Annotated in this window: 26 protein-coding genes; 17 read left to right on the top strand and 9 right to left on the bottom strand. The window is 74.9% G+C overall.

Annotation, left to right across the window (positions count from 1 at the left end; all coding sequences use genetic code 11):
- The 3 genes from G9H72_RS09715 (at position 1) to G9H72_RS09705 (ending at position 3,182) form a co-directional block, all read left to right on the top strand.
- The gene (locus G9H72_RS09715) at positions 1-1,902 is read left to right on the top strand and encodes an ABC transporter ATP-binding protein (RefSeq protein WP_166170325.1); all 1,902 of its coding nucleotides are present in this window, start codon (positions 1-3) and stop codon (positions 1,900-1,902) included.
- Between the two features lie 2 nt (positions 1,903-1,904).
- Positions 1,905-2,570 (top strand): GPP34 family phosphoprotein, encoded by a 666-nt coding sequence (locus G9H72_RS09710; RefSeq protein ID WP_166170591.1) that lies wholly within the window; start codon positions 1,905-1,907, stop codon positions 2,568-2,570.
- 123 nt (positions 2,571-2,693) lie between these two features.
- Entirely contained in the window at positions 2,694-3,182 is a 489-nt protein-coding gene (locus G9H72_RS09705; RefSeq protein ID WP_166170323.1) for a protein-tyrosine phosphatase family protein, read from the top strand.
- Positions 3,183-3,189: 7 nt separating this feature from the next.
- On the opposite strand, the gene G9H72_RS09700 is transcribed toward G9H72_RS09705, so the two are convergent.
- A complete protein-coding gene (locus tag G9H72_RS09700) occupies positions 3,190-4,008 on the bottom strand; it encodes a phosphotransferase (protein ID WP_166170321.1) in 819 nt (272 codons plus the stop codon).
- A gap of 290 nt (positions 4,009-4,298) precedes the next feature.
- Positions 4,299-5,522, bottom strand: coding sequence for a benzoate/H(+) symporter BenE family transporter (locus G9H72_RS09695; RefSeq protein WP_166170319.1), 1,224 nt, complete (start codon positions 5,520-5,522; stop codon positions 4,299-4,301).
- A 33-nt stretch (positions 5,523-5,555) separates the two neighbouring features.
- Here G9H72_RS09695 and G9H72_RS09690 point away from each other — a divergent pair, with 33 nt between their 5' ends.
- The 3 genes from G9H72_RS09690 (at position 5,556) to G9H72_RS09680 (ending at position 10,516) form a co-directional block, all read left to right on the top strand.
- The gene (locus tag G9H72_RS09690) at positions 5,556-6,173 is read left to right on the top strand and encodes a helix-turn-helix domain-containing protein (protein ID WP_231126703.1); all 618 of its coding nucleotides are present in this window, start codon (positions 5,556-5,558) and stop codon (positions 6,171-6,173) included.
- Positions 6,174-6,308: 135 nt separating this feature from the next.
- Entirely contained in the window at positions 6,309-9,818 is a 3,510-nt protein-coding gene (gene dnaE, locus G9H72_RS09685) for a DNA polymerase III subunit alpha (protein ID WP_331272145.1), read from the top strand.
- A gap of 119 nt (positions 9,819-9,937) precedes the next feature.
- Complete coding sequence (locus tag G9H72_RS09680; protein ID WP_166170317.1) at positions 9,938-10,516, top strand: hypothetical protein; 579 nt, start codon at positions 9,938-9,940, stop codon at positions 10,514-10,516.
- A 52-nt stretch (positions 10,517-10,568) separates the two neighbouring features.
- Here G9H72_RS09680 and ybaK read toward each other — a convergent pair whose 3' ends face one another.
- Together ybaK and G9H72_RS09670 are read right to left on the bottom strand one after the other, a co-directional pair.
- Positions 10,569-11,066, bottom strand: coding sequence for a Cys-tRNA(Pro) deacylase (gene ybaK / locus G9H72_RS09675; RefSeq protein ID WP_166170315.1), 498 nt, complete (start codon positions 11,064-11,066; stop codon positions 10,569-10,571).
- Positions 11,067-11,156: 90 nt separating this feature from the next.
- Entirely contained in the window at positions 11,157-11,858 is a 702-nt protein-coding gene (locus G9H72_RS09670; protein WP_166170313.1) for an LON peptidase substrate-binding domain-containing protein, read from the bottom strand.
- A gap of 100 nt (positions 11,859-11,958) precedes the next feature.
- On the opposite strand from G9H72_RS09670, the gene hisD reads away from it, so the two are divergent.
- The 8 genes from hisD to hisF all read left to right on the top strand — a co-directional run bounded on the left by hisD (position 11,959) and on the right by hisF (position 19,612).
- Positions 11,959-13,332: a histidinol dehydrogenase gene (hisD, locus tag G9H72_RS09665; RefSeq protein WP_331272144.1), complete on the top strand. Its 1,374-nt coding sequence runs from the start codon at positions 11,959-11,961 to the stop codon at positions 13,330-13,332.
- A complete protein-coding gene (locus tag G9H72_RS09660) occupies positions 13,329-14,474 on the top strand; it encodes a histidinol-phosphate transaminase (protein WP_166170311.1) in 1,146 nt (381 codons plus the stop codon). Before hisD ends, G9H72_RS09660 begins: the two co-directional genes overlap by 4 nt.
- Entirely contained in the window at positions 14,471-15,088 is a 618-nt protein-coding gene (gene hisB / locus G9H72_RS09655; RefSeq protein ID WP_166170309.1) for an imidazoleglycerol-phosphate dehydratase HisB, read from the top strand. The genes G9H72_RS09660 and hisB overlap by 4 nt, the downstream gene beginning before the upstream one ends.
- Positions 15,088-15,723 carry an imidazole glycerol phosphate synthase subunit HisH gene (gene hisH / locus G9H72_RS09650; protein ID WP_166170307.1) on the top strand — a complete coding sequence of 212 codons (636 nt, stop codon included), beginning with the start codon at positions 15,088-15,090 and terminating at the stop codon, positions 15,721-15,723. Before hisB ends, hisH begins: the two co-directional genes overlap by 1 nt.
- A gap of 78 nt (positions 15,724-15,801) precedes the next feature.
- The gene (locus tag G9H72_RS09645; RefSeq protein ID WP_166170305.1) at positions 15,802-16,146 is read left to right on the top strand and encodes a hypothetical protein; all 345 of its coding nucleotides are present in this window, start codon (positions 15,802-15,804) and stop codon (positions 16,144-16,146) included.
- Positions 16,147-16,151: 5 nt separating this feature from the next.
- On the top strand, positions 16,152-16,901 hold the full coding sequence (priA, locus tag G9H72_RS09640) for a bifunctional 1-(5-phosphoribosyl)-5-((5-phosphoribosylamino)methylideneamino)imidazole-4-carboxamide isomerase/phosphoribosylanthranilate isomerase PriA (protein WP_166170303.1): 750 nt from the start codon (positions 16,152-16,154) through the stop codon (positions 16,899-16,901).
- A gap of 112 nt (positions 16,902-17,013) precedes the next feature.
- Entirely contained in the window at positions 17,014-18,816 is a 1,803-nt protein-coding gene (locus tag G9H72_RS09635; protein WP_166170301.1) for a S1 family peptidase, read from the top strand.
- Positions 18,817-18,838: 22 nt separating this feature from the next.
- A complete protein-coding gene (gene hisF / locus G9H72_RS09630) occupies positions 18,839-19,612 on the top strand; it encodes an imidazole glycerol phosphate synthase subunit HisF (RefSeq protein ID WP_166170299.1) in 774 nt (257 codons plus the stop codon).
- Positions 19,613-19,631: 19 nt separating this feature from the next.
- Here hisF and G9H72_RS09625 read toward each other — a convergent pair whose 3' ends face one another.
- Both G9H72_RS09625 and G9H72_RS22940 read right to left on the bottom strand, forming a co-directional pair.
- Positions 19,632-20,264 carry a TIGR03085 family metal-binding protein gene (locus G9H72_RS09625; RefSeq protein WP_166170297.1) on the bottom strand — a complete coding sequence of 211 codons (633 nt, stop codon included), beginning with the start codon at positions 20,262-20,264 and terminating at the stop codon, positions 19,632-19,634.
- A 25-nt stretch (positions 20,265-20,289) separates the two neighbouring features.
- Positions 20,290-21,294 (bottom strand): DUF3152 domain-containing protein, encoded by a 1,005-nt coding sequence (locus G9H72_RS22940; protein WP_166170295.1) that lies wholly within the window; start codon positions 21,292-21,294, stop codon positions 20,290-20,292.
- Positions 21,295-21,393: 99 nt separating this feature from the next.
- On the opposite strand from G9H72_RS22940, the gene hisI reads away from it, so the two are divergent.
- The 3 genes from hisI to G9H72_RS09605 all read left to right on the top strand — a co-directional run bounded on the left by hisI (position 21,394) and on the right by G9H72_RS09605 (position 24,004).
- Entirely contained in the window at positions 21,394-21,813 is a 420-nt protein-coding gene (gene hisI, locus G9H72_RS22935) for a phosphoribosyl-AMP cyclohydrolase (RefSeq protein WP_166170293.1), read from the top strand.
- 80 nt (positions 21,814-21,893) lie between these two features.
- Complete coding sequence (locus G9H72_RS09610; protein ID WP_231126757.1) at positions 21,894-23,399, top strand: anthranilate synthase component I; 1,506 nt, start codon at positions 21,894-21,896, stop codon at positions 23,397-23,399.
- Between the two features lie 74 nt (positions 23,400-23,473).
- On the top strand, positions 23,474-24,004 hold the full coding sequence (locus tag G9H72_RS09605) for a Trp biosynthesis-associated membrane protein (RefSeq protein WP_166170291.1): 531 nt from the start codon (positions 23,474-23,476) through the stop codon (positions 24,002-24,004).
- A 22-nt stretch (positions 24,005-24,026) separates the two neighbouring features.
- Here G9H72_RS09605 and G9H72_RS22930 read toward each other — a convergent pair whose 3' ends face one another.
- From G9H72_RS22930 to G9H72_RS09590, 3 genes are read right to left on the bottom strand one after another with little or no spacing between them, the layout of a single operon-like run.
- Complete coding sequence (locus tag G9H72_RS22930; RefSeq protein ID WP_166170289.1) at positions 24,027-24,695, bottom strand: potassium channel family protein; 669 nt, start codon at positions 24,693-24,695, stop codon at positions 24,027-24,029.
- 38 nt (positions 24,696-24,733) lie between these two features.
- Entirely contained in the window at positions 24,734-26,134 is a 1,401-nt protein-coding gene (locus G9H72_RS09595) for a TrkH family potassium uptake protein (RefSeq protein ID WP_166170287.1), read from the bottom strand.
- Positions 26,135-26,160: 26 nt separating this feature from the next.
- The gene (locus G9H72_RS09590; protein ID WP_166170285.1) at positions 26,161-26,802 is read right to left on the bottom strand and encodes a GNAT family N-acetyltransferase; all 642 of its coding nucleotides are present in this window, start codon (positions 26,800-26,802) and stop codon (positions 26,161-26,163) included.
- Positions 26,803-26,807: the final 5 nt, after the last annotated feature.

Raw genomic sequence — 26,807 nt, 5'->3', positions numbered from 1 at the left:
ATGGACATGGAAGTCACCGCGTGGATGTCGATGTACCACGCGATGAACGCCGAGGAGGAGCGCCGTCCCTTCTCGCGCGCGACCCTGCGCCGCATTTTGCGGTTCGCCCGGCCGCACCGGCGCATGCTCGTCCAGTTCCTGCTGCTGAGCGTCGTGCTGGCCGTGCTGGCCGTGGCGACTCCGGTGCTCGCCGGCCAGGTCGTCGACGCGATGGTCGACGGCGAGGAGACCTCCCGCGTGATCACGCTGGCGTTGATCATCGCGGGGCTGGCGGTCGCGGAGGCCGCGCTGGGCATCCTCAACCGCTGGCTGTCGGCGAGCATCGGGGAGAACCTCATCCTCGACCTGCGGCGGACGGTCTTCGACCACGTGCAGCAGATGCCGGTCGCCTTCTTCACGCGGACGCGCACCGGGGCGCTGGTCAGCCGGCTCAACAACGACGTCATCGGCGCGCAGCGAGCCTTCAGCGACACGCTCTCCGGCGTCGTGGGCAACCTGGTCGCCCTGTTCCTGACGCTGGTCGTCATGCTCAGCCTGTCGTGGCAGGTGACGCTGCTGGCCCTGGTGCTGCTGCCGGTGTTCGTCGTCCCGGCCCGGCGCATGGGGACGCGGATGGCCGCGCTCGAGCGCGAGGCGGCCAACCACAACGCGACCATGGGCACGCAGATGACGGAGCGCTTCTCCGCTCCGGGGGCCACGCTGGTGAAGCTCTTCGGCCGGCCGGCCATCGAGTCCGCCGAGTTCGCGGCCCGTGCGTCCCGCGTGCGCGACATCGGCGTGCGCACCGCCATGGTGCAGTCGGTCTTCGTCACCGCGCTCACCCTGGTGTCGGCACTGGCGCTGGCGCTGGTCTACGGGCTCGGTGGCTTCTACGCCCTGCGCGGCAATCTCGACGCCGGCGCGGTCGTCACGCTCGCGCTGCTGCTCACCCGGCTGTACGCCCCGCTGACCGCGCTCGCGAGCGCCCGGGTGGAGGTCATGACCGCGCTCGTCAGCTTCGAGCGCGTGTTCGAGGTGCTCGACCTGCAGCCGCTGATCCGGGAGCGGCCCGACCCGCTGCGCGTCCCCGAGGGCCCCGTCTCGGTCGAGTTCGACGACGTCTGCTTCGCCTACCCCGCTGCGGACAAGGTGTCGCTCGCGTCACTCGAGGAGGTCGCCGTGCTCGACACCCGCGGCGGGGTCGAGGTGCTGCACAACGTGTCGTTCCGTGCCGAGCCGGGCCAGATGGTCGCGCTCGTCGGCTCCTCCGGCGCGGGCAAGTCCACGATCGCGAGCCTGCTGCCGCGCCTCTACGACGTCGACTCGGGAGCGGTCCGCCTGTCCGGGGTCGACGTGCGGGACTTGTCGTTCGCCTCTCTCCGTCAGACGCTCGGCATGGTGACGCAGGACGGGCACCTCTTCCACGACACGGTGCGGGCCAACCTGGCGCTCGCCCGGCCCGAGGCCCACGACGCCGAGCTCTGGGACGTTCTGCGCCGTGCCCGGCTGGCCGACCTGGTCTCCGCGCTGCCCGACGGCCTGGACACCGTCGTGGGAGAGCGCGGCTACCGGTTCTCCGGAGGGGAGCGCCAACGGCTCACCATCGCGCGGCTCCTGCTGGCCCGGCCGCGGGTCGTCATCCTGGACGAGGCGACGGCCCACCTGGACTCGACCTCGGAGGCCGCCGTGCAGGCCGCCCTCGGTGAGGCGCTCGCCGGCCGGACGGCGATCGTGATCGCCCACAGGCTCTCGACCGTCCGCGCGGCCGACCTCATCCTCGTGGTGGAGGCCGGCCGGGTCGTGGAGCGTGGCACGCACGAGCAGCTGCTGGCGGCCGGCGGGCGCTACGAGGAGCTCTACCGCACGCAGTTCGCCACCCCCGGGGCGGGCGCGGTCGTGCCGGCCCAGGGCGGCGCGGGCTGACGATGGCCCTTCCTGCTGATCTCCCGGGCGACCTGCTGTTGCTGGCGGTGGGCGAGCGCGCCGCCTACCGCACCCGCGGGCCGGTCGCGGTCGCGCTGGCGGGCGGCATGCTCGTGCACGACGTCCTGCGCGGAGCCCCGCTCGGCGTCGTGGCCGGCGACCGTCGCGGGCTCGACGCCCTGCTCGCGCACGTGGCCGGGACGGCCCTCCCGCGGGTCGCGGCGCCGTTGTGCGGCGCCGGTGCCCTGGCGCCGCACCAGCACAAGGTCCTCGGGGTGTTCGCCCGTCGCGGCTACGCCGTGCGCGACCCGGCGCCGCGGTGGCAGGCCGAGCGCCGGCTCCGCGCCGGGTTGACCCCGGGGCCGTGGCACGACCCCGGAGTGGCGGCGCTCGCGGTGCTGGCGGCCGTGTCCGGGGTGGCGCGCACGGTCTGCCCGCCGCCGCCGGACCGCGTGGGGCGGAGAGGGCTGGCCGACCACCTCAACGCACTGCGCTGGCAGCTCGGGCCGGAGGCCTCCGAGGTCGTGCTGGCGGTACGGCGGGCGTACCGCCGACAGGGGGCGAGCGGGGACTCGTTCGTCCCCTCGCACGGCGACGGCTTCGGGGACTCCGGCGGCGCCGGTGACGGGGGCGGTGGGGACGGCGGCGGCGGCGGGGGAGGCGACTGACCCGCACCGGCCGCGGCGGCGAGGAACAGCGGCTGAACGCGCCGCGAACGGCCCGCCACGGGATGCGGCACGGGACACGTACGGGCGGCTTGGCGTGCGCCGCGGCTGGGAAGATCGACGCTCGTGACGTCGACCGCGCAGCCCGTGCCCGCCCCGGCCGCCCTCGAGGTGCAGCCCCCGACCGAGGTGCTGCCCGGCCTCTGGCAGGCGGGCATGCCGATCGACTGGGACTGGCTCGCCGCGGCGGGCATCGAGACCGTCGTCGACGTCAACGACGCCGGGCAGGTGCATGCCGCCGAGCGCGTGGCCGGCCTGCGGTACGTCAAGGACCCGCTCGTCGACGCCGCCGAGGTGCCCCCTGCCGAGCAGCTCGACGAGCTCGTGTCGCTCGTCGTGGACGAGGTCCGCGCCGACCGCCCGGTCCTCGTGCACTGCGGCTTCGGCAAGAACCGGTCCGGGCTCGTGGTCGTGCTGGCGGTGCGCCGGCTGCTCGGCGTGGACGGCCGGACCGCCCTGGAGCACCTGCGTGCCGTGCGCACCCGTGCCGTCAACAACGCGACCTTCGCGTCCTACGTGGAGGGGCTTCCCGCCCCGGAGCTGGCCGCGCGCTGACGGGCGCTCAGACGTAGCGGGCGAGCGCCCCGCCCAGCCACGCCACGTCCTCCCCGCGCTCTGCGGCGCACCGAAGCCGGAACGTGACGGCGCCGAGGCCGCAGATCTCCTCGACCAGGCCGATGCCCGGCCAGGACCGCACGTCGTGGCCGTACTCCGCGCAGAAGCCGAGGTACTCCGCCTCGTCGATCTCACCGCGCTCGCGGCGCTGCGCGGCCGGCACGAGGTCGTACTCCTTGGGCCCGACGGCGACGAAGTCGCTGTCGATGAGGACCGGGCGCCCGGCCCGGCGCAGCACGTTGGAGGGGGAGACGTCCCCGTGGATGGCTCCGACGCCCAGTGTCGTCGTCAGCTGCGGCACCTGGCTCAGCAGCCGCTCACGCGCGGCGAGGGCGGCCCGGGCGAGCCCGGGGTCGGCGGCGGGGAGCGCGGCGTACGCGGCGACCTGGGCGGGCAGCCGGCCCAGCGGCGACCAGGACGGGAGCCCCGCCGTGACGACCTCTGCCTGGTGCCAGGCGCGCAGCAGCCCACCGACCTCGGGCCAGCCGACCGGCGCGCCCGCGTCCACCCAGGGGAAGGCCACGACCACACCCGTCGGCGTCTCGAGCGGCCCGCTGACCGGCCTGACCCACAGTCCCGGGGCCGCCTCCAGGGCGTCCGCCTGGGCGCGCAAGCGGGCCGTGTCGGTCCCGGCCGGGTAGACCTTGAGGGCCAGCCCGTGCACCTCGAGCACCGCGGTGGACACGAGCTGGACGACCCGGGCGGCATCGAGGGCCGCGGCCGTCAGCCCCAGCTGCGGTGCGGTCGCCCGAACCGTGGCGAGCACCTCCGGCAGGCCGAGGGCCGGTGCAGCCGCCCGTTGACGCGGGACGGAGGGGCCCGCGGGGCGACGAGGGTGCGCGGAACGGCGCGAGAGCGCATGGGGTGCTCCGGGAACGAGGAACGACAGAGGCCAGCACCGGTGGGCCTGGGCGCTGCTGCGCTCTCGCTGGAGTCGCTCCTCGTGGCCGCTGAATCAGCCGCTGTTCCTCGCCGGTGCAGGGAATGTACGGCACCGGCGACGGCCGGGTGGGGAGTTGGCGAAGGACGGGTTGCGGACGGGTGAGCAGCCGTCGGTCAGCGTGGGCGGGGCGCCGCAGGAGCGCTGTGCACGGCGGCCGGCAGCCGGGTCAGGGCCAGCACCGCCCACCCGGCCACCAGCCCCCAGAACGCTGAGCCGACGCCGCCGACGGAGACGCCCGAGACCGTCACGACCAGGGTCACGACGGCAGCGTCCCGCATGCCCGCGTCGTCCAGCGCGGCCCTGAGCGCCGAGGTGAGCGCCCCGAGCAGCGCCAGCCCGGCGACGGCCTGCAGCAGCAGCACGGGCGCGAGCCCCGCCAGTGCCGTGACGAGCCCGCCCAGCAGGCCGAGCACGACGTACGCGATGCCGCTCGTCGCGCCCGCGATCCAGCGCCGCTGCGGGTCGGGGCCGGCCGACGGCCCGGCGGCGAGCGCGGCCGTGAGGGCGGCGAGGTTGACGGCGTGGCCGCCGAACGGGGCGGCGGCGACGGTGGCCGCGCCCGTTACGCCGAGCAACGGGCGCAACGAGGGGCGGTACCCGTACGACGCGAGCACCCCCATGCCGGGGATGTTCTGCGACGCCATGGTCACCAGGAAGAGCGGGACCGCGAGGCCGATGACCGCGGGAAGGGCCAGCTCGGGCGCGACCGGGTCCGGGGCGGCGAGCACCGACGTGCCGCGCAGCGCGTCCCCCAGCCCCGCCGGGGTGTCGAGCCCCACGCCGACGGCCGCCACGGCGAGCGCGCCGGGGACCGCCCAGCGCGGCGCCCAGCGGGTGAGCAGGAGCCAGACCACGACGACCGGCAGGGCGAGGCGCGGGATCTCGACCGCCGCGCGGGCAGGAGCGAGGCAGAGCGAGAGCAGGACGCCTGCCAGCATCGCGTTCGCGAGCGGCGCGGGGATGGCGGCGATGGCCCGGCCGAGCGGGCCCCACAGCCCAGCGGCCACGAGCAGCACGCCCGCCACCAGGAACGCGCCCACCGCTGCCGCGAAGCCGCCGGCCGGCGCCCCGGTGGACGCGAGCAGCGCTGCCCCCGGGGTCGACCAGGCGACAGAGACCGGCATGCGCAGCCGGGTGCTGAGCAGGAGGGCGGACAGGCCCATGGCCAGGCACAGGGCGGCCAACCCGGACGCGGCCTGGGTGTCGCTCGCGCCGACGGCCCGCAGGCCGGTGAGCACCACCGCGAACGAGCTGGTGAAGCCCACGACGGCCGCGATCAGCCCGGCGAGCACGACGTGGAAGGTGCCGCTCCCGCGCTCGCTGACCGTCTCGCCCATCGCCCCTCCGTTCCGTTTTCGGAACGAGGGTAGATGATGGCAGCCATGGACGGCCGGCCGACGGGCGACGATGTTGGTGCCGTTGCCGTTGCCGTTGCCGGTGGCGGTGCGGGTGGCGCGCCCGCCGCGGTGGGGGCGCGCGTCCGGGCGCTCCGGCTCGCGCGCGGTGTCAGCCTCTCGCAGCTGGCGGCCGCCGCCGGCATCGGCAAGGCCACCCTCTCCGGGCTCGAGGCAGGCACCCGCAACGCCCGGCTGGAGACCCTGTACGCCGTGGCCGCCCAGCTGGAGGTGCCGCTGGGCGCGCTGCTGGCCGGGCCCGGCTCGGACGCGGCCGCGGCCGCGCCGCGCGTGGCCGGGGAGGCCGTCACGGGAACCTTGCTCGGCTCGTTCGCGGACCCGGGTACCACGACCGAGCTCTACCGGCTCGACGTCCGGCCCGGGGCCGTGCAGGCGTCGCCCGCCCACCCGCGCGGGACGCAGGAGCACCTCGTCGTGTTCCGCGGGACGCTGCGCGTCGGGCCGGCGGGAGCCGAGGTCGAGGTGCCGGCCGGCGGTTTCGTCGCCCTCGCGACCGACGTGCCGCACACGTATGCCGCGGTCGGGGACGAGCCGGTCGAGGCGGCGCTGGTGATCCGGCAGCCGACCGGCTGACCCGGGTCGACACGACGAGAGGAACGCTCGCTCGGCGTGTCTTGTCGGTGGTCTCGCCTACTCTCGTCGGGCAGGTCGGGAGAGCAGCACAGGGGGCGCGAGCCAGTGTCAGACGGAGGCAACGAGTCGAGCTTCGTGCACCTTCACGTGCACACCGAGTACTCCATGCTCGACGGGGCGGCCCGGCTGGACGACCTCTTCGCCGAGGCCTCCCGCATGGGCATGCCGGCGGTCGCCATGACCGACCACGGCAACGTCTTCGGTGCCTACGACTTCTACAAGAAGGCCAAGGCCAACGGCGTGAAGCCGATCATCGGCACCGAGGCATACCTCGCGCCGGGCCACACCCACCGCGGGGACCGCACCCGGGTGCGCTGGGGCAACGGCGGCGAGGACGACGTCTCCGGCTCGGGCGCGTACACCCACATGACGTTGCTCGCCGAGACCACGGAGGGCATGCACAACCTCTTCCGGCTCTCGTCGCGGGCCAGCCTCGAGGGGTTCTTCTACAAGCCGCGCATGGACCGCGAGCTGCTGTCGCAGTACGGCAAGGGTCTCATCGCGACGACCGGCTGCCCGTCAGGGGAGATCCAGACCCGGCTGCGCCTGGGGCAGTACGACCTGGCCCGCGAGGCGGCGGGGGAGTTCCGCGACATCTTCGGCCGCGAGAACTTCTACTGCGAGCTCATGGACCACGGCATCGGCATCGAGCGCCGCGCCCACGAGGAGCTCTTCCGCCTCGCCAAGGACCTCAAGCTGCCGCTCCTGGCGACCAACGACCTGCACTACACCTACGCCAAGGACGCGACGGCGCACGAGATCCTGCTCTGCGTCCAGTCCGGCTCGACCTTCGCCGACCCCAACCGGTTCAAGTTCGACGCCCAGGACTTCTACCTCAAGCCCGCGCACGAGATGCGCTCGCTGTGGTCGGAGTTCCCCGAGGCCTGCGACAACACCCTGCTCGTGGCCGAGCGGTGCGACGTCGAGTTCACCGAGGGGGCCAACCTCGCGCCGCGCTTCCCGGTCCCGGAGGGCGAGTCCGAGCACACGTGGTTCGTCAAGGAGGTCGAGCGGGGCCTGGCGCGGCGCTATCCCGGCGGCGTCCCTGACCACGTGCGCAAGCAGGCCGACTACGAGGTCGGCGTCATCCTGCAGATGGGCTTCCCGGGCTACTTCCTCGTGGTCGCCGACTTCATCGGATGGGCGAAGGCCCAGGGCATCCGCGTCGGCCCCGGCCGCGGGTCGGCCGCAGGCTCGCTCGCGGCGTACGTCATGGGCATCACCGACCTCGACCCGCTCCAGCACGGGCTGCTCTTCGAGCGGTTCCTCAACCCCGAGCGCGTGTCGATGCCCGACGTCGACATCGACTTCGACGAGCGTCGGCGCGGGGAGGTCATCCAGTACGTCACCGAGAAGTACGGCGTCGACCGCGTGTCGCAGGTGGTCACCTACGGCACGATCAAGGCCAAGCAGGCCATCAAGGACTCGGCGCGTGTGCTCGGCCACCCCTTCGCCATGGGCGACCGCATCACCAAGGCGATGCCGCCCGCGGTCATGGGCAAGGACATCCCGCTCAAGGGGATCTTCGACCCCTCGCACAAGCGCTATTCGGAGGCCGGCGAGTTCCGCTCGCTCTACGAGGCCGACGTCGAGGTCAAGAAGGTCGTCGACACGGCGATGGGCCTCGAGGGGCTGAAGCGCCAGTGGGGCGTGCACGCCTGCGCCGTCATCATGTCCAGCGAGCCGCTCATCGATCACATCCCGATCATGAAGCGCGAGCAGGACGGGGCGATCATCACGCAGTTCGACTACCCGACCTGCGAGACGCTCGGCCTGCTGAAGATGGACTTCCTCGGGCTGCGCAACCTCACGATCATCGACGACTGCCTGAAGAACATCGCCGTCAACGGCAAGGAGGTCCCGGACCTCGAGGGGCTGAGCCTCGACGACCCCGCGACCTACGAGCTGCTCTCGCGCGGCGACACGCTCGGTGTCTTCCAGTTCGACGGCGGCCCGATGCGCGCCCTGCTGCGCTCGATGCGCCCGGACAACTTCGAGGACATCTCCGCCGTCGGCGCGCTCTACCGGCCCGGCCCGATGGGCGCGAACGCGCACAACGACTACGCCGACCGCAAGAACAAGCGCAAGCCCGTGATCCCCATCCATCCCGAGCTCGAGGAGCCGCTCGCCGACATCCTCGGCGGCACGTTCGGCCTGATCGTCTACCAAGAGCAGGTCATGGCGATCGCGCAGAAGCTCGCGGGCTACTCGCTCGGACAGGCGGACCTGCTCCGCCGGGCCATGGGCAAGAAGAAGCGCGAGGTCCTGGACAAGGAGTACGTCAACTTCGCGGGCGGCATGAAGGAGCGTGGCTACTCCGAGGAGGCCATCAAGACGCTCTGGGACATCCTGCTGCCGTTCTCCGACTACGCCTTCAACAAGGCGCACTCCGCCGCCTACGGCCTCGTCTCCTACTGGACCGCTTTCCTCAAGGCCAACTACCCGGCCGAGTACATGGCGGCCCTGCTCACCAGCGTGCGCGACGACAAGGACAAGTCGGCGCTCTACCTCAACGAGTGCCGGCGCATGGGCATCAAGGTGCTGCCGCCCGACGTCAACGAGTCCGACGCGAACTTCACCCCGCGCGGCTCGGACATCCGCTTCGGCCTCACGGCGATCCGCAACGTCGGGGCCAACGTGGTCGACGCCATCTGCTCGACGCGGGTGGAGAAGTCGCTCTACACCGACGTCGAGGACTTCTTCGCCAAGGTCCCGCTCGTCGTCTGCAACAAGCGGGTCGTCGAGTCGCTCACGAAGGCCGGGGCGTTCGACTCGCTCGGCGTGACCCGGCGGGCTCTCCTGGACAAGCACGAGGAGCTCGTCGACCTGCACGTCGACGTCAAGCGCAACGAGGCGATCGGGCAGGACTCGCTCTTCGGCGGGCTCGGTGACGACGGTGACGGCCCGGGAGCCACGCTCGGGGCGATGCAGTTCGGCGTGGGCGAGTGGGACAAGTCCGTCCTGCTGGCCTACGAGCGGGAGATGCTCGGCCTCTACGTCAGCGACCACCCCCTGCTCGGCGTGGAGCACGTCCTCGCCGCGCAGAGCGACTGCACCATCGCTGCGCTGATGGCCGACGAAGACCGCCCCGACGGCCAGGTCGTCACCATCGGCGGCCTCGTCTCCGGGCTGCAGCGCAAGCTGACCAAGCAGGGCAACCCTTGGGCCATCGCGACGATCGAGGACCTCGAGGGCGCCATCGAGTGCCTGTTCTTCCCCGCGACCTACCAGCTGGTCGCGATGTCGCTGGCCGAGGACGCGGTCGTGGTGGTCAAGGGCCGGCTGGACAAGCGCGAGGACGTGCCCAAGCTGATCGCGATGGACCTCACGGTCCCCGACCTGACCGAGGGGGCGACCGGAGGGCCGGTCCGCATCTCGCTGCCGACCCAGCGCTGCACCCCGCCCGTGGTCGAGCGGCTGCGCGAGGTGCTCGCCGCCCACCCCGGCATCACCGAGGTGCACCTCGCGCTCAAGGGCCGTGGCAAGACCACCGTGCTGCGGATCGACGACGGCCTCCGGGTCACTCCGACCCCCGCGCTCTTCGGCGACCTCAAGCAACTGCTCGGCCCCGCCTGCCTCGGCTGACCGCCGTCGCCTCGTCCGGGTGGACCGCCCGGCGATCGCGATGGCGGGCGGCCGGCCGGCCGGTGCGTAGGGTGGTCCGCTGTGATCGAGGCCAGCCGCGCTCGCGGCGCGGGAGCAGCATGAGCCGACGGGACTGGGGCCTCGACGGGGGCCTCGGGTGGGCCGCCGGGCTGCGCGCCGCGGCCGTCGTCACGGCCGGCTCGGTCGCGGTCGGGTCCCTCGCCGGAGCGGCGTGGCAATGGGCCGCGCCCCGGGTCGAGGGGACCGTCACCAGCGACGGCATCGCCCCGGACCCCAGCCAGGCCCTGTTCGGGGCCGAGGCGTGGTTTGGCTGCGTCGCGCTCGTGGCGGGGGTGCTCTGCGCACTGCTGGCCTTCGTCCGGCTCGGCCGGACCGGGGCCTACGCGCTGCTCGGCCTCGTCGCGGGCGGGCTGCTCGGGTCGGTCGTCGCCTGGCAGGCCGGTGCCCGGCTCGGCCCGAGCGCGCTGGCCGCCGACGGGCTGCCGGTGGGCAGCCGGGTCACGGTCGCGCTCGACCTGCACGCGCACGGCATGCTCCTGTGCTGGCCGATCGCCGCCACGGTGGTGTACTTCGCACTCACCGCCGGCTTCGGCGTCGACGAGCCGGCCCGGGCCGCGCAGAGCCCGCCGCGGCACCGCCGAGGGCACGGCCGGCTGGGCCGCCGCCCCGGCACCTGACCTCGAGGCTCGACGGCCCACCGCCGCCGGAGGCCGACGGGCGCCCCCACGGTCAGCGGGCGATCGGCGCGGCCCGGCCCGCGGTGAGCCGGAGCAGGTCGGCCGGCGCGAGCTCGATGTCCAGCCCGCGCCGCCCGCCGGACACGAGGACCGTCTCGTGCGTCAGCACGCTCTCGTCGACCACCGTGGGCAGCCGCCTGCGCTGGCCGATGGGGCTGATGCCGCCGACGACGTACCCGGTCGAGCGCTCCGCTGCGGCCGGGTCGGCCATGCTCGCCTTCTTCGCGCCCAGCACGGCCGCGAGCGCCTTGAGGTCGAGCTGGGCGCTGACCGGCACCACCCCGACGGCGAGGGCGCCGTCGACGTCGGCGAGCAGGGTCTTGAAGACCCGGTCGGGAGCCACGCCAAGCGCCTCGGCCGCCTCCAGGCCGTAGGACTTGGCGGCCGGGTCGTGCTCGTACGGCCGAGGGACGAAGGCGACCCCGGCGGCGGCCAGGGCCACGGTCGCGGGGGTGCCGGCGCCGGCCCTGCCTGCTGCGCGCTTTGCCACGGCGGGGAGGCTACCCAGCGCCCTCGCCACGCCGCGCGCGATATTCGCGCAGGGTCGGAGGCCGCGCGGCCCAGCGCGGCCGGGCGGACCTCAGTTGGGCGTCGCGGCGGCCGGGGCATGCAGCGGCACGGCGCCCAGCGCCGAGACGAGCGCCGTCTCGCGCCGCAGCAGCGCGGCCTCCACCGCCAGGCGAGAGGCCGCGTCCGGTGCCGCGAGCAGGCGCTGGCGCTCGCCCTGTGGCACGACCAGGACGTTCGCGACGGCGTACGACAGCGCGGTCGGCCCCAGCTCGCGGCCGGGCCCGGGCAGCGGCAGCTCGCGGGCGACCGCCGGCGGCAGGGCGGCGACGTACTCGGCGAGCATCCGCGCCACCGGCACGGCGCGCTGCCCGGCCTCGGGGCCGTCCTCGGGCTCCGGCACCCAGTCGACGAGCCCGCCCGTCCACGGCCCTCCTGACGCGCCGGGCTCCTCCAGCCCGCGCAGGCGGAAGCGGCGCGTGCCGCTGGTGACGATGTCGAAGCGCCCGTCCGAGTACGCCTCCACGTCGCGGATCTCGGCCACACAGCCCACGTCGTGCAGCCGCTCGCGCGGCTCACCGTCCTCGATGAACGCCTGCCCGACCTCGCGGCCGGACCGGATGGCGACGACGCCGAACGCGCGCGGGGCGTCGGCCGGAAGGGCGAGCAGGTGCTCGACCAGCGCGCGGTAGCGCTCCTCGAAGACGTGGAGCGCGAGCGTCGCGCCGGGGAAGAGCACGGCCCCCAGGGGGAACAGCGGCAGCCGCTCGGGCACGCGCTCACGGTATTGCACCGGTGTGCCCGGCCCGGACAGCACCGTCCACACCCGTGTCAGGACGGTGCCGGGCGTCCGGCGCGGTACCTAGACTTGCCCCGTGACCTCGACGTCTGCCCCGGACCGCGCCACTCCCGCATCCTCGTCCGCCGAGGGCTTCATCGCCCGGGTGGACCTGCGCGGGCGGTCCCATGACGCCGCCCTCGCCGCCGCGGTCCTGCCCCGTCCGGCGCTCGACGTCGAGACCGCCGTCGAGGCGGTGCGCCCGGTCGTCGAGGACGTGCGCGAGCGCGGGCTGGTCGCGGTGCTCGAGGCCACCAGCCGGTTCGACCGGGTGGACCTGGAGACGTGCCGGGTCCCGCAGTCGGCCCTCGAGGACGCCGTGCGCGCGCTCGACCCGGCCGTCCGGGCCGCGATCGAGGAGTCCGCGCGCCGTGCCCGCATCGTCTCGCGCGCGCAGCTGCGGCCCGACGAGCGTGTCGAGGTCGCCGCCGGCGGGGTGGTCACGGAGCGCTGGGTGCCGGTCCGCCGGGTCGGCCTCTACGCGCCGGGGGGGCTGCTCGCGTACCCGTCCTCGGTGATCATGAACGTCGTCCCCGCCCAGGTCGCCGGCGTCGGCTCGCTCGCGGTCGCGTCGCCCCCGCAGCGTGAGCACGGCGGGCTGCCCCACCCCAGCGTCCTCGCGGCCTGCGCTCTGCTCGGGGTCGACGAGGTCTATGCGGTCGGCGGCGCCCAGGCGATCGCGATGTTCGCGTACGGCACCGAGGAGTGCCGCCCCGTCGACATGGTGACGGGGCCGGGCAACGTCTACGTCGCGGCCGCCAAGCGGCTGCTGCGCGGGCGGATCGGGATCGACTCCGAGGCCGGGCCGACCGAGATCGGCATCCTCGCCGACGAGACCGCGGACCCCACGTTCGTGGCCGCCGACCTGCTGTCCCAGGCCGAGCACGACCCCAACGCCAGCTGCCTGCTCGTGACCCCCAGTGTCGAGCTGGTCGACGCCGTCGAGGCCGAGCTGGAGCGGCAGTTCGCGCTCACCAAGCACCAGGAGCGGATCGGGCAGGCGCTGCGCGGCCAGTCCGCGTACGTCCTGGTCGACGACCTCGAGCACGGCCTGGTCGTCGTCGACGAGTGGGCCGCCGAGCACCTCGAGGTCATCACCCGCGACGCGGCGCAGTGGGCCGCCCGGGTCACCAACGCGGGCGCGATCTTCGTCGGGCCCTGGTCCCCGGTCAGCCTCGGGGACTACCTCGCCGGCTCGAACCACGTCCTGCCCACCGGCGGGACCGCCCGCTTCAACGCCGGCCTGTCGGTGCAGACCTTCCTGCGCGGCATCCACGTCGTCGACTACACCCGGGAGGCGCTCGCGCAGGTCGCCGACCACATCGACGCGCTCGGCACCACCGAGGACCTCGTCGCGCACGTCGCGGCCGTGCGCGCGCGCATCCCCGCCCGGACCGGGGGCGACGCGTGAGCGCGCTGGAGGAGCTGCCGATCCGGCCGGAGCTGCGCGGCAAGTCCCCCTACGGCGCGCCCCAGCTCGACGTCCCGGTCCGGCTCAACACCAACGAGAACCCGTACCCCCCGAGCGCGGCCCTGATCGCTGACCTGGCCGCGTCCGTGTCCGCTGCGGCCGCCGAGCTCAACCGCTATCCCGACCGGGAGGCGCTGGCGCTGCGCGGGAAGCTGGCGGCGTACCTCTCGCGCACGGGGGGCGTGCAGCTGTCGGCGGAGCAGGTGTGGGCGGCCAACGGGTCCAACGAGGTCCTGCAGCAGATCCTGCAGGCCTTCGGCGGGCCGGGGCGCGTCGCGCTCGGGTTCGAGCCGACCTACTCGATGCACTCCCTCATCAGCCAGGGCACGTCGACCACGTACGTCGTCGCCCCGCGCGAGGCCGAGTCCGGGTTCCGGATCGACCCCGCCGTCGCCGTGGAGGCGGTGGCCGAGCACGACCCCGACGTCGTCTTCCTCTGCTCGCCGAACAACCCGACGGGCACGGCGCTCGAGGCCGACGTCGTGGAGGAGGTCTACGCCGCCACCGCCGGGGTCGTGGTCGTGGACGAGGCCTACGCCGAGTTCAGCCACGCGCCGTCGCTGCTGCGGCTGCTGCCGGGGCGGCCGCGGCTGATCGTGAGCCGCACGATGTCCAAGGCGTTCGCCTTCGCCGGCGGGCGGCTGGGCTACCTGGCCGCCGATCCCGCGGTGGTGGACGCGCTGCGCCTCGTCCGGCTGCCCTACCACCTGTCGGTGATGTCGCAGGAGGCCGCGCGGGCCGCGCTCCGGCACGCCGACGACACTCTCGCCTCCGTCGACCTCGTCAAGGCACAGCGCGACCGGATCGTCCGCGAGCTACGGGCGCGCGGCCTCCAGGTCGTGGACAGTGACGCGAACTTCGTCCTCTTCGGCCGCTTCGAGGAACAAGCCGACGTGTGGCAGGCGCTGTTGGACCGGGGCGTCCTCGTCCGCGATGTCGGCCTGGCGGGCTGGCTGCGCGTGACGGCGGGCACGGAGGAGGAGACGAGCGCGTTCCTGCGCGCTCTGGACGACGCAGCCCCGCAGCAGGCGGCCGGCGACCGGGCGGCCGCGCAGCGGGCCGAGGAAGCAGGGAAGCAGTGAGCGAGACGAGCCAGCGCCGGCGCTTCGGCCGGGTCGAGCGTGTCACGAAGGAGTCCTCCGTCCTGGTCGAGGTCGACCTGGACGGCAGCGGCACGGTCGACGTCTCGACCGGCGTCGGGTTCTACGACCACATGCTCGCCCAGCTGGGCAAGCACGGGCTGCTGGACCTGACGGTGAAGACGTCCGGCGACACGCACATCGACGCGCACCACACCGTCGAGGACACCGCCATCGCGCTCGGCGAGGCGCTGCGCCAGGCGCTCGGCGACAAGGCCGGCATCCGCCGCTTCGGCGACGCCCTCGTCCCGCTGGACGAGACCCTCGTCCAGGTCGCCGTCGACCTCGCCGGACGCCCCTACTGCGTCCACACGGGGGAGCCGGAGGGCCAGGCGTACGTCGTGATCGGCGGTGACTACGTCGGCTCGCTGACCCGGCACGTCATCGAGAGCCTGTCGTTCAACGCGGCCATCGCGCTGCACGTGCGCGTGCTCGCGGGGCGCGACCCGCACCACCTCGTGGAGGCGCAGTTCAAGGCGCTCGGGCGCGCGCTGCGCGACGCCGTGGCCTTCGACCCGCGGGTGGTCGGCGTGCCGTCGACCAAGGGCACGCTCTGATGGCGGCGCCCTCCGTCGCCGTCCTCGACTACGGCTCCGGCAACCTCCGCTCGGCCGTGCGGGCGCTCGAGCGCGTCGGGGCCGAGGTGACCCTGACGTCGGACCGGGCCACGGCCGAGGGGGCCGACGGGCTCGTCGTTCCGGGGGTGGGCGCCTTCGCCGCCTGCATGGACGGCCTGCGGGCCGTCCGCGGCGGGGAGATCATCGGCCGTCGCCTGGCCGGTGGACGGCCCGTGCTGGGCATCTGCGTGGGCATGCAGATCCTCTTCGAGAAGGGCGTCGAGCACGGCGTCGAGTCCGAGGGCTGCGGCGAGTGGCCGGGCGTCGTCGACCGGCTCGAGGCGCCCGTCCTGCCGCACATGGGCTGGAACACCGTGCAGGCGCCCGAGGGGACGACGCTCCTCGCCGGCCTCGAGGACGAGCGCTTCTACTTCGTCCACTCCTACGGCGTCCGCGGCATGGACATGCCCCCGTCCGAGCGCTATCCCGCGCCACTGCTCACCTGGGCCGAGCACGGCCGGCCCTTCCTCGCGGCGGTCGAGAACGGCGCGCTCAGCGCCACGCAGTTCCACCCCGAGAAGTCCGGCGACGCCGGCGCCGCGCTGCTGGAGAACTGGCTGCGCACGCTGTCCTGACCCATCGGCGGGCCGACGTCCGCAGCAGCGGGCCGAGGACGTGCCGAGGCGCGGCCCGGCCGGTTAAGGTGCGTCCCCGTGGCGGCCAAGGGTGAGCGGGCGCGTCGACGTGCGCTGCTCGAGGCCGAGCGGGCGCGCGCGGCGCAGGAGCGGGAGCTGCGCGACGCGCGGTCTCGCCGCCGTCGCGTCCTCGCGGACCGCTGGCGTGCCCGGCTGCCGCGGCGTACCCGCATCGGGCGGCCGACCGGCCGGTTGGCGCGCCGGCGCCGGATGCAGTCGCTGGGCCTGCTCGCCGCGCTCGTCCTCGCGCAGGGCGCGGTCTGGCTGTCGACCGACGACTGGCTGGTACGCGCCGGCGCCCTGCTGCTCGCCATCGTGGCGGCCCCCGTCCTGGCCGCCCTTCTCTTCGACCGGAGGCACTGAACCCCGTGACGACCCCCGCATCGAACTCCAGCGCCGACCGCCTCGTGCTGCTGCCCGCCGTCGACGTCGCCGACGGCCAGGCGGTCCGTCTCGTGCAGGGCGCCGCGGGCAGTGAGACCTCCTACGGCGAGCCGCTCGCCGCCGCCCGGGCCTGGGAGGCGGCCGGCGCGGAGTGGATCCACCTGGTCGACCTCGACGCCGCCTTCGGCCGCGGCTCCAACCGCGAGCTGCTCGCCGAGGTCGTGCGCGCGGTGGACGTGAAGGTGGAGCTCTCGGGCGGGATCCGGGACGACGAGTCGTTGCGCGCGGCGCTGGCCACCGGCTGCGCGCGGGTGAACCTCGGCACCGCGGCGCTGGAGTCCCCGGAGTGGGTACGCCGCGCCATCGGCGAGTTCGGCGACCTCATCGCCGTCGGGCTGGACGTCCGCGGCACCACTCTCGCCGCCCGGGGCTGGACGCAGGAAGGCGGCGAGCTCTTCGACGTCCTCGAGCGTCTCGACCGGGACGGGTGCGCCCGCTACGTCGTCACGGACGTCAACAAGGACGGCACGCTGCAAGGGCCCAACCTGGACCTGCTCCGCTCGGTGTGCGCCGCCACCGACAAGCCCGTCGTCGCGTCGGGCGGCGTGAGCACGCTCGACGACCTGCGCGCCCTGCGCACGCTCGTGCCGCTCGGGGTCGAGGGGTCGATCGTGGGCAAGGCGCTCTACGCCGGGGCGTTCACGCTCGAGGAAGCGCTCGCCGTCTCGGGCTGACCGGGACGTACCGGGGCGTACTCCGCCACGCGGGTGGCGCTGTGGGCGGCATCCGCCGGATCGGGCACGGGCCACTTAAGCTTCCCTCTGAAATCCACTCTGGGGGTAGTTCATGTCCCGTGCCCGGCTTGCCCTGCCGGCTCTGTTCCTCGTGCCCGTGGCCGTCGCAGGCGCCCTGCCGGCGCAGGCCGCACCGTCTGCACTGTCGGCCCGGCCGGCCGCCGCGGAGGCGCCGGCCCGGCCCGCGGCCGGCGCCGCGTCGGCGTCGCTGCCCGACCTGCCGCGGCTGCCCGAGCTCTCGGTGACCCGGTCGGTCACCCACGGCACCGTGGTGAAGCGGCCCGCCAGCACCGTCCCGTGGGTCCTGCCGCTCTGGCACGTCCGCAAGGGCGCCACGTCCGCGGACGCGCTCTGCAGCACCTCCGCCATCTCGCCGACCGAGATCGTGACCGCAGCGCACTGCGTGCCGGACGCGAAGGGCCTCTACTACGTCGAGATCGGCGCCAACGCACTGCGCAAGGGCACGCTCGTCCCGGTGGAGGCGATCCGGTTCAACAGCGGCTACCGCGACCGGACGGCCGCCAACGACATCGCGATGCTCCGCCCGCTGGTGCCCCTGAAGCTGGCGGCCTACGCCAAGCTCGCCACGCCGGCCATGGCCGCACGGGCGCGCGCCGGCCGCTTGGCCGACCTGCGGATCTACGGCTGGGGCGACAACGAGAAGGGCAAGCTGACGGGGCAGCTGCGGACGACGTCGCTGCGCCAGATGAACGCCCTCGCCGACCGCACCTTCCGCTACTTCTCCCCCCAGAAGCAGCTGGCCGCCGCCCGCTCCATCGGACGCGGCCGTTACGCCGGCGGATGCCAGGGCGACAGCGGCGGGCCGCTCGCGACCAAGGTCGGCAAGGCCTTCTACGTCGTGGGCGTGTCCAGCTTCGGCGCGGCCTCCGGCTGCGACCGGGCCCCGACCGTCTTCACGAGCGTCGGTGCCTACTCGGTCTGGACCAAGGCCACCCGCGCGTCGCTGCCGAAGCTGGCCAGGACGCAGAACCGCGCGCTGCCCTACAACGTCTCCGCCCCCGTCGCCTCCGGCACCGTCGGGCTCGGGCAGGCGATCTCGTGCGGCGCGGGGTCGTGGACCGCGAACACCAGCAGTGTGGTTCCTGAATGGTACGTCGGCAGTGTCAAGCTCGAGGCCGGCCCGGACCACGTGCTGACTCCCGCGGACGCGGGCAAGACGCTCACCTGCAAGGTCACCGCCACCTCGCGTGCCGGGACCGCCACCGCCTCCGTGGAGGTGCCCGTGCCGCCGGCGCCGAGCCCCACGGCCTACCCGGACATCACCGGCCTTCCGGCGGCAGGGGCGATGCCGGCGCCGGGGACGACCCTGACCTGCGCGGTGCCCGCGACGACCGTGCCGGGAGTGGTCACCACCTACGAGTGGCTCTCCCTGCCCGGCATCGACGCGGTCACCGACGTGCGGCCGCTCGGCGCCGGGCCGACGCTCGTGCTCAGCGCGGACGTGCTGAAGGCGGCCGCCGGCCGCTACCTCACCTGCCGCGCCACCAGCGCGAACGCCATGGGCTCGGTCACCCAGTCGGACTGGGCGTACGTCCCGCAGCTGTCCGCCCCGCGGGTCGACCTCAGCGTGGCCGGGGCCGGCACCGCGGGAGTCACCCTGACCTGCACGCCGGTGCTCTACGAGGAGGGGCTGACGGTCAGCTACCGCTGGGCCGCCTCCTCGACCCTGTCGTCGAGCACGCTGCCGGCCGACGCGCGGATCCTGAGCTCGACCGCCGCGACCTACCAGCTGCAGCAGGCCGAGCGCGGGAGCTATGTCTACTGCGAGGCCACCGTGTCCTCCTGGCAGGGGACGACGGTCAAGGTCGCCCGCACCACGTCCCGGGTGAGCTGACAGGTCGCCTAGGCTGCTGGCCGTGAGCCTCGCCGTCCGCGTCATCCCCTGCCTCGACGTCGACGCCGGCCGCGTCGTCAAGGGCGTCCGGTTCACCGAGATCCGCGACGCCGGCGACCCGGTCGAGATGGCGAAGGTCTACGACGCGGAGGGCGCCGACGAGCTGGTGTTCCTCGACATCACGGCCAGCAGCGGTGGGCGGGAGACGACCTACGACGTGGTCCGGCGGACGGCGGAGCAGGTCTTCATCCCGCTCACCGTCGGCGGGGGAGTCCGCTCGGTCGAGGACGTCGACCGGCTGCTGCGCGCCGGTGCCGACAAGGTCGGGGTGAACACCGCGGCAGTGGCCCGCCCGGAGCTCGTGCGGGAGGTCGCGCAGCGCTTCGGGTCTCAGGTGCTCGTGCTGTCGGTCGACGCGCGGCGCTGCCCGCCCGACGTGCCGCCGACCCCGAGCGGCTACGAGGTGACGACCCACGGCGGGCGTCGCGGGACGGGCATCGACGCGGTCGAGTGGGCTGCGCGGGCGGCCGAGCTCGGCGTCGGCGAGGTCCTGCTCAACTCCATCGACGCCGACGGAACGCAGCAGGGCTACGACCTGCAGATGCTGCGCGCCGTCCGCGCCGCGGTGACCGTCCCGGTGATCGCGAGCGGCGGGGCGGGCGCGCTGGACGACTTCGCCCCTGCGGTGGAGGCCGGGGCCGACGCCGTCCTGGCGGCCAGCGTCTTCCACTTCGGGCAGCTGCGCATCGGGGACGTGAAGAAGGCGCTCTCCGCCGCCGGCTACGGCACCCGCTGACCCTTCCGACCGCGCCTGCTCACCCCGGCAGGCCGGGGGAGAGCTGCGCCACCGCGTCGGCGTCCCCCTCCAGGCGCACCCGGGCGGCACGGCCGCGGCCGAAGGCGTGCATCAGCAGCTCGACCGCCGGGCCCTCCACGACCACCGGTGAGCCCGTTCCGCCCTTCGCCCTCGCCTCCTGCCCGGTGTCCCGGCGCAGCAGCACCGGCACCCGCGACGAGCGGTAGAGCAGCCGCCCCATCCGGGCCAGCCGGGCCCACAGCGCGTCCTCCAGCCCGGGAGGCAGCGCCCGCGGCTCGCAGCCGTCCCGGGCGCGGCGTACGTCCTCGTGGTGCACGACGAGCTCCACCAGGTTGGCCTGCTCGTCCAGGCCGGGGAGCGCGTACGGCGACCAGCGCGGCGGCCCGGAGCGCACGGCGTCGACCAGGCCCGGCCACGGCCGGTCGGCGATCCCGCGCTGCACCCGCGCCGTCCAGCCGGCGAGCGGCTTGAGCAGGATCCCGGGCGCCGCGTCCAGGCGGCGCTCACGCAGGACGAGGTGGGCCGCGAGGTCGCGCGCCGTCCAGCCCTCGTCCAGGGTCGGGGCGTCCGGCCCGACCGCCTCGAGGGTCGCGCAGAGTGCGGCCCGTTCCGCGGCGGCGAACTGTCCCATCACGCCACCCTACGGACAGGTCGGGTCAGCCGCTCAGCCGGCGGACCTCGCCGTCGAGCGGCCAGGCGTTCGGCCGGCAGCCCGCCAGCCCCTTCGACTGCTGCTGCATCACCGGGGCGAGCGCGCCGGACCGGGGGCAGCCGACGTGCCCGAGCCCGAGCCAGTGCCCGGTCTCGTGGTTGAGCACCATGCGCCGGTACTGGGCCAGCGGTCCCCGGAACGGCGGGCTGCCGGACCGCCAGCGCGCTTCGTTGATGACGACGTAGCGCCCCGACCGGCAGCTGTAGTGGGCGTCGCAGACGCGCCCGTAGGACGGCACCGTGGACGCCGCCGCGAGCACCAGCGTGAAGTCGCCGCCGGCACGGACCGCCCGGAAGCGCTGGTAGCCCCGCAGCCAGCCGCGGGGATCGCCGTACGCCGCGGCCGCGGTCGCGGCGAACTCCCGCACGTCACTGGGGAAGGCCCCACGGGTGCGGACGACGTAGGTGTGCACCCGGACCGCCGTGGTCCGGGCCGGGCCGGACACCGGGCCGCGCCGGACGGCGGCCCGGTACGCGTACACGCCCACCTCGTCGTGGCGCACCGTCGAGCGGTACCGCCCGGCGGTGCCGGTACGCAGCGTCTGCACCGTCCGCCACCGGCCGCCGTCACGTCGCTGGAGCAGGACAGCCGTGCCGGTGGCGGGGCGCGGGGTCACCGAGCCGGCGACCGCGAGCCGGGAGCCCACCGCCGTCTCCCGCGCCAGCGTCAGCGTGACCGTGGATGCCCGCGCGGGCGGTGCCGGGGGCGCGGCGACGTCTCGGGCAGGCTCGGCCAGCGCGGGGGCGACCGGGGCGCCCGCCCGCGTCGCTGGCAGCAGGTGCGCGACGACCGTGCAGGCCAGGCAGAGCAGCGCGGCGGCGGTGAGCCGGCGACCGGCAGGCACCCGGCCGGTGGCGGTGACGACGTGCCGGCCACGTGCCCGGCCGGCGCGCGCGTGCGTGCGCACCGGACGGCTCCGGGCGCGGGGACGGCGGGGCACGGGGGCCACGACGGCAAGCGTAGGGCCGACCACCCGCGCGAGCCTCGGTGCGGAGCAGGGTGTGGACAGCTGAAGGGCGCGGGCCGCCCGGTGGGGCAGGATGGGCTGGTGCCCGGAACACCCTCCACCGACCCCCAGCCCGCCCCCGGCCGCGTCAGCTCCAGCGCGCTCGACCCGGCCGTCGCCGCCCGGCTCAAGCGCGACGCCTCCGGCCTCGTCGCCGCCGTCGTCCAGCAGTGGGACACGCGCGAGGTGCTGATGGTCGGCTGGATGGACGACGAGGCGCTGCACCGCACGCTCACCACCGGCCGAGCGACGTACTGGAGCCGGAGCCGGCAGGAGTACTGGGTCAAGGGGGACACCTCCGGCCACGTCCAGCACGTCAAGGACGTCCGGCTCGACTGCGACGGCGACGCCCTGCTCGTGTCCGTCGACCAGGTGGGCGCCGCCTGCCACACGGGCGACCGGACCTGCTTCGACGCGACCGTGCTTCCCGTGCTTCCCGTGCTCCCGGCGGGGACCCCGTGACCGCCGTCGCCGACGCCGCCGCGGGTGCGAGCCGCACGGCCGGGCCCGCGGGCCGCGTCGCCGGCACCGCCTCGCCCGGCCTGGAGGAGTTCCGCGCGCTCGCCGTCGACCGTCGGGTGATCCCCGTGACGCGCCGCCTGCTCGCGGACGGGGAGACGCCGGTCGGGCTCTACCGCAAGCTCGCGGGGGAGCGGCCGGGCACGTTCCTGCTGGAGTCGGCGGAGCACGGGGGCGTCTGGTCGCGCTACTCGATCGTCGGTGCCCGCAGCGCCGCCACGCTCACCGAGTCCGCGGGCGAGGCGGTCTGGCTGGGGACGCCGCCGGTCGGCCTGCCGACCGGCGGCGACCCGCTCGAAGCCGTCCGGGCGACCCTGGAGGCGCTGCACACCTCCCGGCTGCCGGGGCTGCCGCCGCTGACCGGCGGGCTCGTCGGCTACATCGGCTACGACGCCGTGCGCCGGCTGGAGCGGCTGCCGACGCTGGCCGCCGACGACCTGCAGCTGCCCGAGCTCGGGCTGCTCCTCGCGACCGACCTGGCGGTCCTCGACCACGTGGACGGCACGGTCCTGCTCGTCGCCAACGCCGTCAACTGGGACGACAGCCCCGAGCGCGTCGACGAGTCCTACGCCGACGCGCTCTCCCGGCTCGAGCGCATGACCGAGGAGCTGAGCCGGCCGGCGCCCGCGACCGTGGCGACGCTGGACGCCGCGGTCGAGCCGGCCTACACCGGGCGCACCGACCGGGACGCCTACCTCGCGTCGGTCGAGACGGCCAAGGAGGCGATCCGGGCCGGCGAGGCCTTCCAGATCGTGGTGGGCCAGCGCTTCGAGCTGGAGACGCGGGCGAGCGCGCTCGACGTCTACCGCGTGCTCCGGCTGACCAACCCGAGCCCCTACATGTACCTCCTGCGCATGCCACAGGGGTTCGACATCGTCGGCTCGAGCCCGGAGGCGCTGGTCAAGGTCACGGGGGGCCGCGCCATGCTGCACCCGATCGCGGGCACCCGACCACGTGGCGCCACGCCCGAGGAGGACGCGGCACTGGCGACGGAGCTGCTGGCGGACCCCAAGGAGCGGGCCGAGCACCTGATGCTCGTCGACCTCGGCCGCAACGACGTGGGCCGGGTCAGCACCGCAGGCAGCGTCGAGGTGGTCGACTTCATGTCCATCGAGCGCTACTCCCACGTCATGCACATCGTGTCGACCGTCGTCGGCACCCTCGCCCCCGGCCGCACCGCCTTCGACGCCGTCGCGGCCTGCTTCCCCGCCGGCACGCTGTCCGGGGCGCCGAAGCCGCGCGCGATGGAGATCATCGAGGAGCTGGAGCCGACCCGGCGCGGCACCTACGGCGGGATCGTGGGCTACCTCGACTTCGCCGGCGACGCCGACACCGCCATCGCCATCCGCACGGCGGTCCTGCGTGACGGGCGGGCGTACGTCCAGGCCGGCGCCGGGATCGTGGCGGACTCGGACCCGGTGGCCGAGGACGCCGAGTGCCGGCACAAGGCGGCGGCCGTCCTCCGGGCCGTGGCCACCGCGGGCACCTTGCGGGCCGCCGGGCCGCTCGGGCCGGCCGGCTCCGCGTGACCGAGCCCGAGCCGCCGGCAGGGACGACTGCCCCCGCCGGGCGTGGCGGACGATCGACCCGCGCCCGTGGGCTGGTGCTCGCCGCGGTCGCCCTGGGCGGCGCGGTGGCGCTGCTCTCGGGCGGGCGCACCTGGGCGACGGTCTCGGCAGGGGCCGGCTCGCCGGTCGCCGCCCCGCCCGCCGAGCTGACGGCGGGCGACGTCGCGGCGACGGTGCCGGCGCTGGGGCTGGTCGCCCTCGCCGGCGTGGCCGGGCTCGTCGCCGCACGCGGGCCGTTGCGCCGGGGCGTCGCCGTCCTGGTGGCGCTGGCCGGGCTGGGGCTGGCCGTCGTCGCGGCCAGGGCCGGCACGTCGCGGAGCGCCGCCGCCGACGCCGCCTCCGGGGAGCTGCCCGCCGGCGGTGACCTCCAGGTGAGCTTCTCGGCCTGGCCCTGGGTGGCCGCGGCCGCCGGCGTGGTCGTCGCGCTGGCCGGCGCCGTCGCGGTGCTGCGGGCCGGGCGCTGGGCCGCCATGAGCGCGCGCTACGACGCGCCGGACCGCTCGGGCCGGACGCCGGCCAAGGACGCCTGGGCCGCGCTGGACCGGGGCGAGGACCCCACCGACTGACCGGCCCGCCCCGGGCCCGCCGTCACGACGTCTCGGCCGCGAAGCGCTCCAGCGCGTCGGCCTGCGCGGCGACGATGAGCAGGTCGCCCTGCTCGACGACGGTGTCCGCCTGGGCATAGGTGAACGACTCGCCGGAGCGCTTCACCCCGACGACCGTGACGCCGTACTTCGAGCGCAGCCGGGCCTCGCCGAGAGACCGGCCCCAGGCTTCCTGCGGCGCTCGCATCTTGGAGATGGCGAAGCCGTCGTCCAGCGCGATGAAGTCGAGGATCTTCTCGGTCAGCAGGTGCGCGACGCGCTCGCCGGCGTCCTGCTCGGGCAGCACGACGTGGTGCGCCCCGACCCTGCTGAGGATGCGCCCGTGGGCCGGGGAGACGGCCTTCGCCCAGATGTGCGGCACGCCGATGTCGACCAGCGCCGAGGTGGCCACGATGCTGGCCTCGATGTCGGTGCCGATCGCGACGACCGCGACCTCGAAGTCGGCCGCCCCGATCTGGCGGAGCGCCTCCTCGCTCGTCCAGTCGGCCTCCACCACGTGCGTGAGCCGGTTGGACATCTCCTGCACCACCTCGTGGCGCGGGTCGACAGCCAGGACCTGGGTGCCCGCGCGGGTGAGCGACTCGGCCAGCGCGCGCCCGAAGCGGCCGAGCCCGATGACGAGGACGCCGCCTTCGAGGATGTTGTGTCCCACCGGTCCCGCCCTCCTGGCCGCGGCGCCGTCGCCGCCTCTCACCCGATGAGCGTGCGCTCCTCGGGATAGGCGTACAGCTGCTTGCGCTCGCGCAGCGCCAGCGCCGACGCGGCCGTCACGATACCGACCCGGCCGACGAACATCAGGACCACGAGGACGTACTGCGCGGGCTGGGGCAACGTCGCGGTGATGCCGGTCGACGCCCCCGCGGTGCCGAAGGCCGACACCGACTCGAAGAGCACGCGGTCGAGGGACTGCTCGGTGAGGGCCAGCAGCAGCAGCGTCCCCAGGAACACCCAGGCGACGCCGAGCAGCGCGACCGACACGGCCAGCCGGAGCGTCGCGGGCGGGATGCGGCGGCGGAAGGCCTGGACGTGCGCGTCCCCGCGGGCCTCGGCGACGATGGCGAAGAGCAGGACGAAGAAGGTCGTCACCTTGATGCCGCCGGCGGTCGACGCGCTGCCGCCGCCGATGAACATCAGGGCGTCGGTGCCCAGCCAGGTCTCGTCCCGCATCTGGCCGTAGTCGACGGTGTTGAAGCCGGCCGAGCGCGGCTGCACGCCGTGGAAGAGCCCGGCCAGCAGCTTCTGCGGCCAGGACAGCGGCCCCAGCGTGCCGGGGTTGGACCACTCGAACGCGGTGATCATGGCCGCGCCGCCGACCAGCAGGACCGCCGACCCGGCCACCGTGATCTTGGTGTGCAGGCTCCACGTCTGCGGCGTCCGGCGCTCGCGCAGCAGCTCGACCAGGACCGGGAAGCCCAGCCCGCCGAGGACGATCGCGACGATGACGGGGAAGCAGACCCAGGGGTCGGCGACGTAGTCCGCCAGGCCGGCCGAGGAGAGCGCGAACCCGGCCTGGTTGAAGGCGGACACCGAGTGGAAGACGCCCTGCCACAACGCGGTCCCGACCCCCATGTCGTACGCGAGGGCGAAGCGCGCGGCGAGCAGCAGCGCGACCACGACCTCGATGACGAGGGAGGTGCGCAGCACGGCCAGCACGACGCTGCGCACGTCCCCCAGCCCGAAGGCGGCGTTCTCGGTCTGCGTCAGGAGCCGGCTGCGCAGCCCCAGCCGCCGCGAGACGATGAGAGCGAGAACCGAGGCCAGGGTCATGATCCCGATGCCGCCGACCTGGATGCCGGCGAGGATCACCGCCTGGCCGAGCCCCGACCAGTGCGCGCCGGTGTCGACGACCGCCAGGCCCGTGACGCAGACGGCGGAGGTCGCGGTGAACAGCGCCTGCAGCCAGCTGGTCGACCCCTCGGCCGACGCGACAGGCAGGCGCAGCAGGAGCGTCGCGACGGCGATCCCGACCAGGAAGGCGATGCTCACGACCTGTGCCGGGTGGCGCGGCCGCAGGTCCACCTCGAGGCCGCGCGGCAGCCACCGGCGTCCTGACGTCGCCGGTGCCCGCCCGGCGCCATGGTTTCGGGCCATGGGCGGAACGTAGCGGGACGGGGGACTCAGCGGGCAGGCGGAGCGCCGGGTGCCGGGCGCCGCATCCGCCACATCGCAGGGCCGCTCCCGCCGATCGCTCCCGGGCTGCCGGGCAGCACGCAGAAGCCGACCCGCTCGTAGTAGCCGACGTTGACCGGTTCGGCGGTCTCGAGATAGGTCGCGAAGGGCGCGGCGAGCAGCGGGGCGAGCAGGGCGCGGCCGACCCCTCGACGGGCGTGGGCCGGTGACACGCCCAGCGCCTGGAGGTATGCGACCGGGTCCTCGCGTCGGTCGGGGAACGCCCGGTCGACCGCCGCCCCGAAGCTCGCGGCGGCGCGCATGGCCCCGGGCCTGCGCGCGGCCGCGCGGAGCAGCCGGAGCGCCGCGGCGGCGCTGCGCCCGCCCGTCATGGGGTACGCCCCCGGAGGCAGCCAGACGGCTGCCCCGAGCACGTCGCCGCCCGGCCCGCGGGCCACGAGGACACGCCCGTGACGCACGGCGTCCGCGACGGCGGCGCGCAGCACCGCGGCGAGCACCGCGGCACGCTCGGGCGGGTCGGGCACCGCCGCGGCCCAGCCGGGGTCGTCGCGCAGGGCGGCGGCGAGGACCGCGACGGCGGCGTCCACGTGCCGCCGGCCTGCAGGCAGGTCGGTGACGGTCTGGCCCATCAGCC

This window comes from Motilibacter aurantiacus (genome assembly GCF_011250645.1).
Lineage (GTDB): Bacteria > Actinomycetota > Actinomycetes > Motilibacterales > Motilibacteraceae > Motilibacter_A > Motilibacter_A aurantiacus.
This window is presented reverse-complemented; position numbering and strand designations above follow the sequence as displayed.

Coding starts and splice junctions, on each gene's coding strand:
- G9H72_RS09715 (WP_166170325.1), top strand. CDS start 1: ATGGACATGGAAGTCACCGCGTGGATGTCGATGTACCACGCGATGAAC.
- G9H72_RS09710 (WP_166170591.1), top strand. CDS start 1,905: ATGGCCCTTCCTGCTGATCTCCCGGGCGACCTGCTGTTGCTGGCGGTG.
- G9H72_RS09695 (WP_166170319.1), bottom strand. CDS start 5,522: ATGGGCGAGACGGTCAGCGAGCGCGGGAGCGGCACCTTCCACGTCGTG.
- G9H72_RS09690 (WP_231126703.1), top strand. CDS start 5,556: ATGATGGCAGCCATGGACGGCCGGCCGACGGGCGACGATGTTGGTGCC.
- G9H72_RS09680 (WP_166170317.1), top strand. CDS start 9,938: ATGAGCCGACGGGACTGGGGCCTCGACGGGGGCCTCGGGTGGGCCGCC.
- hisH (WP_166170307.1), top strand. CDS start 15,088: ATGGCGGCGCCCTCCGTCGCCGTCCTCGACTACGGCTCCGGCAACCTC.
- G9H72_RS09635 (WP_166170301.1), top strand. CDS start 17,014: ATGTCCCGTGCCCGGCTTGCCCTGCCGGCTCTGTTCCTCGTGCCCGTG.
- G9H72_RS09625 (WP_166170297.1), bottom strand. CDS start 20,264: ATGGGACAGTTCGCCGCCGCGGAACGGGCCGCACTCTGCGCGACCCTC.
- G9H72_RS09595 (WP_166170287.1), bottom strand. CDS start 26,134: ATGGCCCGAAACCATGGCGCCGGGCGGGCACCGGCGACGTCAGGACGC.
- G9H72_RS09590 (WP_166170285.1), bottom strand. CDS start 26,802: ATGGGCCAGACCGTCACCGACCTGCCTGCAGGCCGGCGGCACGTGGAC.